Below are 6,579 nucleotides of genomic sequence, written 5' to 3'. Positions count from 1 at the left end.
AAAGTCGAACCCGGAGAAGGCTGTCGGAGGCAAATAAAAGTCATGAATGGACAAATGGCTCGGATACCTGGGCCGACCTTACTGGAGATAGAGGATAAGATATGACGAACGCAACCGCAGCAAATGGCAAAGAGGCAGCTTATCACGGTTTTCCGGCCGAAGATGACTACGGCTATGCACAGGCCATCAAGATTGGAAACACGATTCACGTGTCCGGCCAGCTCAGCCAGGACGACAAGGGGAACATGATTGCGCCTGCGGCACTCGATGAATCCGGCAAACCGGCCAACTTCTCGACGATGGCAGAGCAGATGCGAGTGACCTATACCAACGCTGCGAAGATTCTGGCGCGCTTCGGGGCGACTCTTGATCATGTGGTGGAAGAGACGCTCTATGTCCTCGATGTCGATACAGCGTTTGCGGTCGCGGGCAAGGTGCGCAAAGAAGCCTATGCCACGGCGCGGCCCCAGTGTGCCAGCAATCTAATCGGCGTAGCGAGGCTGGCCTTTCCTGAGCAGCTTGTCGAAATCGTCTTCACGGCAGTGCTGCCGTCCAGCATGGACGGACACGGATTGATATCCGCTGGAACCGGGTAACAACATTTCCACCAAAGAGACAACGACAAAGGAGACAATTCCCATGAAGGCAATCGTGGTAAAGGACCAGGCTGCGGGAATGACCGGGATGAAGCTGATGGAGCGACCCGAGCCGCAGGCAGCGATAAACGACGTTATCGTTCAGATTCATGCGTCGGGATTCGTCGGGACCGAGTTGGCGTGGCCCTCGACCTGGACCAATCGCCGCGACCGTGATCGAACACCGTCGATCCTCGGCCACGAGCTGGCCGGAGTAGTTACCGCCCTCGGATATGGCACGACGGGTCTGTCGGTGGGGCAGCGAGTGTTCGGCCTCGCGGACTGGTATCGCGACGGCACCCTGGCCGAGTATGTGGCGATCGAGGCACGCAACCTCGCACCGCTGCCGGGCGACGTTGACTTCATAGTGGGCGCGAGCCTGCCAATCTCAGGCCTCACCGCGTGGCAGGGGCTGTTCGAGCACGGCCGCCTTCGGGCGGAGCAAAGCGTAATCGCGCACGGTGCGGCCGGCGCAGTCGGGTCGATGGTAACGCAACTCGCACGATTGGCTGGCGCCCACGTCATCGGCACCGGACGTGCCACCGACCGTCAAAAGGCGCTCAACTTCGGCGCGCAGGAGTTTGTCGACCTCGACAGCGACACGCTGGAAGACGTAGGCAGAGTCGACCTAGTGTTCGATGTCATCGGCGGCGACATCGGCAAGCGGTCCGCGCGCCTGATTCGAGCCGGAGGAAGGCTGGTGTCCATCGTCGGGCCGTCTGAGGCGCGGCCCGTTGACGGCCTTGCGATCGACTTCGTTGTCGAGTCCGATCGCGCTCAACTGAGCGAGATCGTCCAGCGGGTGCGGGACGGACGACTGCGGACGAACATCGGCAACGTCTCGACCCTCGACGAAGCTGTTGCCGCCTTCAACCCGACCGAGCGGCGCACGGGGAAGACGGTCATCCGCATTCGTCCGTGAGGACTCCGGAAGGGCGAGCGGTTCTGTCCTCACACATGGATTGCCGCTACCTTCCCGCCGGTCGGGATTGTACTCGACACCGGAGTTGTTGCTACCGTCTCTTCAAACCGGTCACGTAGCTCTAGTCTGAAGCGCTCGCGGTCCTAACTCTTCACCGATAGGAATAACGATAACCATGACCAATGCCGTCATCGAATGTATCTTGAGCCGCACCGCTGCCAAGTATTACGACCCTGCCGCCACCTTGAGCGACGACCAAATCCGCGAGTTGGTGCGAATTGGCACCACCGCGCCAACCTCCTTCCACTTGCAGAACTGGCGCTTCATCGCCGTGCGCACGCGTGAAGCCAAGGCTCGGCTGAGTCCGATCGCCTGGAATCAACCCGCGATCACGGATGCAGCCGTTACCTTCATCGTCGTCGGCCAGTTGGCCGATTCCAGCGTAATACCAGAACGCCTGGCTCCGTTGGTTGAAGCGGGCGTCATGCCGGTAACGATGGTGCCGGAATGGGAAATCCCCGCACGCGATCTGTACATGGAGTATCCACAGCGCCAGCGCGACGAGGCAGTGCGCACCGGCACCTTCGGCGCGGCGGCGATGATCTATGCGGCCCGCTCGCTGGGCCTGGGTTCGACGCCAATGATCGGTTTCGATGCCGAAGCGGTGCACCGCGAGTTCGGACTGGCCGAGGACGAAGTACCGGTCATGCTGTTGTCCATAGGGGCGGAGCGTCCGGGAAACTGGGCGCAGAAGCCGCGCCGTCCGGTGGCCGATGTATTGGATTTGGTGTAATTATTAGTGAAACCATTAGCTTAAGGAAAACCATGATACCTAGAACTTCATTGCCAAAGCCGGAACAGGTGCCAGCCGATTCGAAACCGACTCTCGATACGTTCACCAAGAACATCGGGTTCACCCCAAATATGATGGCGACCTTCGCGCAGAGCCCGATCGCGTTCAACGCATGGGCCACCCTGCTCGACTCCTTGAGCAAGGCACTTGACATGAAGATTCGAGCCATCATCACTGCTACCTACGCCGCGCCCGCCTTCGCGATGATGGCACTGGTCTTCGCCGCTGTGCCCGCGAAGGCCGGCGACAACTCCATTAACGTCGCCGTGATCGTCTATGATGGGGTGCTGACCAGCGATATCACTGCTCCACTGGAAGTCTTCGGGAATGCCGCCAAGAAACCCTGGCTGCAAAAAATCAATGTCGAGACCGTTGCCGCGGACGGCGATCTCGATATCCTTACCGAGGAAGGCATTAAGCTAAAGGCCGACAGACTTCTCGCTGAAGCGCCCAGCTATGACGTAATCATCGTTCCAAGCCGCTATGACATGGACACCGTGCTTGGCAACCGGGCGCTCATCGACTTTATACGGAATCAGTCAAAAACAGCTGACTGGATGGCGAGCAATTGTTCGGGCGCGTTGGTGTTGGCTGAAGCGGGCGTTCTCGATGGAAAACGGGCAACAACCTGGGCAGGCGGCGAAGCGTCGTTTCAAAAGAATTACCCGAACGTACTTGTGCAACACGACATCAACCTCGTCATTGATGACGGTGTCCTGACGTCCAACGGCAGCGTCGTTTCCTACGAAGCTGCGATTGCCTTGCTTGCAAAGCTGACGAGCGACGAACTCGCCGCGGAAGTCGCCAATGATCTCCAGTTCAAACGTGTCGCCAATGCTGTCCTGCCGCCAAGGCTACACTGGAAACTTGCCTCTGTCATCGCTGCGGCTGCTTTCCTGTTCGGTGCGTTCGTTGCGGGTCTCACATTCTTGATACGTACCAAGAGAACAAAACGGTGACATGGGCTTCAGGAGCGATCGGCATCCGAGGCGCTAGCTATTTTCTTGGAGTAACCGAGTGGTTGTTTGGCGCGTTGCGCTTTTTAAGTTTTTGGAACAGCTCGGCATCCTCGGTCCGTTCGGCTCGGTGGTTACATTCGTCCTTACCGTGACTATCATTCCCTTTATGCCGGATGGTTGGGCGGCGTCCGCTGGCGGTTTCCCGGCGATGGCTGGCAATATTCCTTATGAAAGACGTGGTACTGCTGGCCGTTTCGGTCTACCTGCCGAACGAGGACGTCATGCGTTGGTTGGCAACAGGAAAGGGGTTTTGATTTACGTAGCTCAACGTATTAACTAAAAGCCTGCATATCGCAGGCTTTTTCATTGGACCATTACCTAGACCGGCGAAAGTTGCTTGACCCAGTCGGTCGGTGCCAAGCCAATGCGCTTGGTGAATACCCTGGCCAGCGCCGCCTGACTCTGGTAGCCCACGGCCGCCGCCACACTCTTGATGGGCCTTCCTTGCTTCAGCAGGTTTTGGGCGACAGACATCCGCCAGTCGGTTAGATAATCCAGGGGCGTGATTCCAACGGTATCGCGGAAATTCACAGCGAAACGTCCCCGAGACATTCCGGCCAAGTCAGCCAATTCTTCCAAAGTCCATGGATGTGCGGGGCGCGAATGCATGGCGTTGACGGCGTTGGATAATCGCGGGTCTGCAAAGGCAGCAAAAATACCGCCCTGCAAGTGCCCCCTCTCTACCACATGGCGCAAAGTTAGGATCAGGAAGTATTCCACGAGTCTATCCAGCGCTGATTCGCGTCCGAAAGACTCATCAAATGCTTCCCCGAACATCAAATCCAAAGTCGCAGCAATAGTTTTCATTTCTTCCATTGGCAATATAAGCACTTCGGGTAGCGACATGGCTAACGGACTTCTGACCTTGATGCCGATGTCAACAAAAGCGCATACCAGTTCGCAGCCATGCTCATCAGCCGGCACGAGGGTGTGCATGCAAGGGCGGGGGAAGAAAAGTATGCTTGGCCGGTCGATGATGACAGGTTGATTGCCTCGAACCGTCATCGCCACTCGTCCTGATTTCATCACATGGATATGACCTACTAATTTGGTCTCATCGAATGTCGCCGCTTGGCATAGCTCGCCTGTGAAAAATACTTTAGCTGCAAGCGATGTTTGGCTAAGTAAAGGAGTTAAGGGATCCATCGGTACGTTCGGTCAAATAGTCGGTACCCTTAGTATTGCATACTATCGCATGATGTCTCCAGCGCAACGAAGCGCCTCATCACTAACCAGACAAGGAGAACTATCATGGCACGTATTCAACCTCTCAATCGTAACAACGCATCGGCCCCTGTAGCTGCAACCCTTGATGCCGTCAAAGCAAAGATCGGTGTAGTCCCCAACCTGCTCACAACCTTTGCTAACGCACCTGCTGCGCTTAATGGCTATCTGGCTTTTTCGGAAGCACTGACTCATGGCCGTCTTACCCCGGCGCAACGTGAATCACTTGCGCTTGCTATCGGCCAAGCAAACAGCTGCCAGTATTGCCTGTCTGCCCATACCTTAGTGGGCAAGGGAGCGGGCCTTAGCCCAGCCGCTATCCGTGAGGCGCGTGACGGCCACGCTAACGACCCTGTTATTGATGCCCTGGTAAAACTGGCGGTGAAGATCGTCCAGCAGCGCGGTGTATTGAATGACGAGGATCTGGCAGAAGCACGCAGCGCCGGCGTTGATGATGGCCTTATCGTTGAGGTAATCGCACATGTCGCACTCAATATCCTCACGAACTATACCAATCATATCGCTGCAACCGATATCGACTTCCCTGTCGTTCAGCTATAAGCAACACTTATCGACTTCCCTGTCGTTCAGCTATCAGCAACACTTGGCCGGACATTGAAGTTTTATTTTCGCTGTATTGATATAAAGGAGCTGCGATGGAACCCTTTTTTTCCTCAAGAAGCAAGAAGCTTCAAGCGCTAGTTTTAAACGCCATGATGCTTGGTTTCACAGGCATGGTTCATGCCCACTCGCAAGATAGTGAGGGTGAAAACCCGCTAAAGCTGGTAATTACCGAAAAAAAAGCCGGGAATAAGCAGGGCTCGGTAAATACAGCGGGAATAATTAACCAGAACCACTCGATGCAGGTGCCGGGCAATGAGGCAGGGAATTATAGAGGCGCTCAACCTCCCCAAGGAGGCCGGACAGGTCAAGGAGGGTTTGTAAATTAGCGAATCAGGAAGTCGCTATGGCGTCCGCGATCTCTTTTGCGGGGGTTTCCGGCGCGAAGTGGCCAGTATCGAGGAAGCGCACATCGGCATCGGAAATGTCGCGCTTGAAAGCCTTTGCGCCGGACGACAGGAAGAGCGGTTGTTCTTGCCCCACACGGGTAGGAAGCGCGGCTTGTGCGTGCGGAAGTATTCTTGGAAAGCGGGACAGAGCGCCCCCTTGCTCTTATAGTCGCCGAACAGGTCAAGCTGGACTTCGGCAGCACTGGGACGCGCGAGATAGAAGTTGTCGAGGTTCTGGCCATCCGGGGAGACAACCGCTGTGTCGCGCACCCCGGGTGTATATTGCGCTTTTGTAAATCCTTGAAATTATCGATTCTTTACTTGACTAGCGTACGATTTTTTCCGTTTCGTGAGCTGACCCCTAGTTCATCCTTCACTTTGTATCTTCCGTATTTAACCGAAATAGAAAAGTCACCGAGCTGTATCTTGGACTTTAGGACCTATTTCTCGGACTAAAAGACATTTCACGCCTATTAAACTGCTAACAGCAATATTACTGGAAGGGAGTTCAGAAAAGCGAAATACCAAGAATCAGTAAATTGCTTTACGAAGGATCGCCGAAATAGCTGCAAAGACGTGAATCCACCGAATCTTATAATCGATAGGAGAATTGAATGAGAATTGACAAATATTTAACCGGTTTATTGATCCTGGCTGCCTTGGGATCTTCCTTAACGTCTGGCAGCGTTTCTGCTAAAGAATACTTCACTATCAAAAATAACGTGTTGGAACGCCCTACGGGATTTCGCGAATGGGTTTACGTAGGTACGCCTCTCACCCCAAATGATATGAATAACGGAAAGGCCAATTTCCAAGAATTCCATACCGTTTACATTGACCCTAAGAGCTGGGAGCACTGGAAAAAAACAGGTAAATTTCGGGACGGCGCCATACTCATCAAGGAGATGACCAGTGT

Annotated in this window: 10 protein-coding genes; 8 read left to right on the top strand and 2 right to left on the bottom strand. The window is 55.1% G+C overall.

Features of this window, described 5'->3' with window-relative positions; genetic code table 11:
- The first annotated feature begins 101 nt into the window (after positions 1-101).
- The 5 genes from SQ11_RS14215 to SQ11_RS14195 all read left to right on the top strand — a co-directional run bounded on the left by SQ11_RS14215 (position 102) and on the right by SQ11_RS14195 (position 3,709).
- Positions 102-596, top strand: a complete 495-nt coding sequence (locus tag SQ11_RS14215) for a RidA family protein (RefSeq protein ID WP_052494285.1) — start codon at positions 102-104, stop codon at positions 594-596.
- 43 nt (positions 597-639) lie between these two features.
- The gene (locus SQ11_RS14210) at positions 640-1,557 is read left to right on the top strand and encodes an NADP-dependent oxidoreductase (RefSeq protein ID WP_041514857.1); all 918 of its coding nucleotides are present in this window, start codon (positions 640-642) and stop codon (positions 1,555-1,557) included.
- A 175-nt stretch (positions 1,558-1,732) separates the two neighbouring features.
- A complete protein-coding gene (locus tag SQ11_RS14205; protein ID WP_041514856.1) occupies positions 1,733-2,350 on the top strand; it encodes a nitroreductase family protein in 618 nt (205 codons plus the stop codon).
- 32 nt (positions 2,351-2,382) lie between these two features.
- The gene (locus SQ11_RS14200; RefSeq protein WP_198140891.1) at positions 2,383-3,369 is read left to right on the top strand and encodes a DJ-1/PfpI family protein; all 987 of its coding nucleotides are present in this window, start codon (positions 2,383-2,385) and stop codon (positions 3,367-3,369) included.
- A gap of 58 nt (positions 3,370-3,427) precedes the next feature.
- Complete coding sequence (locus SQ11_RS14195; RefSeq protein WP_052494284.1) at positions 3,428-3,709, top strand: hypothetical protein; 282 nt, start codon at positions 3,428-3,430, stop codon at positions 3,707-3,709.
- A gap of 38 nt (positions 3,710-3,747) precedes the next feature.
- On the opposite strand, the gene SQ11_RS14190 is transcribed toward SQ11_RS14195, so the two are convergent.
- The gene (locus SQ11_RS14190) at positions 3,748-4,575 is read right to left on the bottom strand and encodes an AraC family transcriptional regulator (RefSeq protein WP_041514855.1); all 828 of its coding nucleotides are present in this window, start codon (positions 4,573-4,575) and stop codon (positions 3,748-3,750) included.
- A 105-nt stretch (positions 4,576-4,680) separates the two neighbouring features.
- Here SQ11_RS14190 and SQ11_RS14185 point away from each other — a divergent pair, with 105 nt between their 5' ends.
- The gene (locus SQ11_RS14185) at positions 4,681-5,214 is read left to right on the top strand and encodes a carboxymuconolactone decarboxylase family protein (protein WP_041514854.1); all 534 of its coding nucleotides are present in this window, start codon (positions 4,681-4,683) and stop codon (positions 5,212-5,214) included.
- A 95-nt stretch (positions 5,215-5,309) separates the two neighbouring features.
- A complete protein-coding gene (locus tag SQ11_RS14180) occupies positions 5,310-5,603 on the top strand; it encodes a hypothetical protein (protein ID WP_041514853.1) in 294 nt (97 codons plus the stop codon).
- A gap of 4 nt (positions 5,604-5,607) precedes the next feature.
- Here SQ11_RS14180 and SQ11_RS17645 read toward each other — a convergent pair whose 3' ends face one another.
- On the bottom strand, positions 5,608-5,757 hold the full coding sequence (locus tag SQ11_RS17645; RefSeq protein WP_198140890.1) for a hypothetical protein: 150 nt from the start codon (positions 5,755-5,757) through the stop codon (positions 5,608-5,610).
- A 520-nt stretch (positions 5,758-6,277) separates the two neighbouring features.
- Here SQ11_RS17645 and SQ11_RS14170 point away from each other — a divergent pair.
- On the top strand, positions 6,278-6,579 hold a 302-nt coding region (locus SQ11_RS14170), incomplete at its 3' end, for a cytochrome P460 family protein (protein WP_041514852.1).

The organism is Nitrosospira sp. NpAV (assembly GCF_000832065.1).
In the GTDB taxonomy this organism is placed as follows: domain Bacteria; phylum Pseudomonadota; class Gammaproteobacteria; order Burkholderiales; family Nitrosomonadaceae; genus Nitrosospira.
The sequence above is the reverse complement of the archived record's forward strand: the minus strand, read 5'-3'. Positions and strand labels throughout refer to the sequence as shown.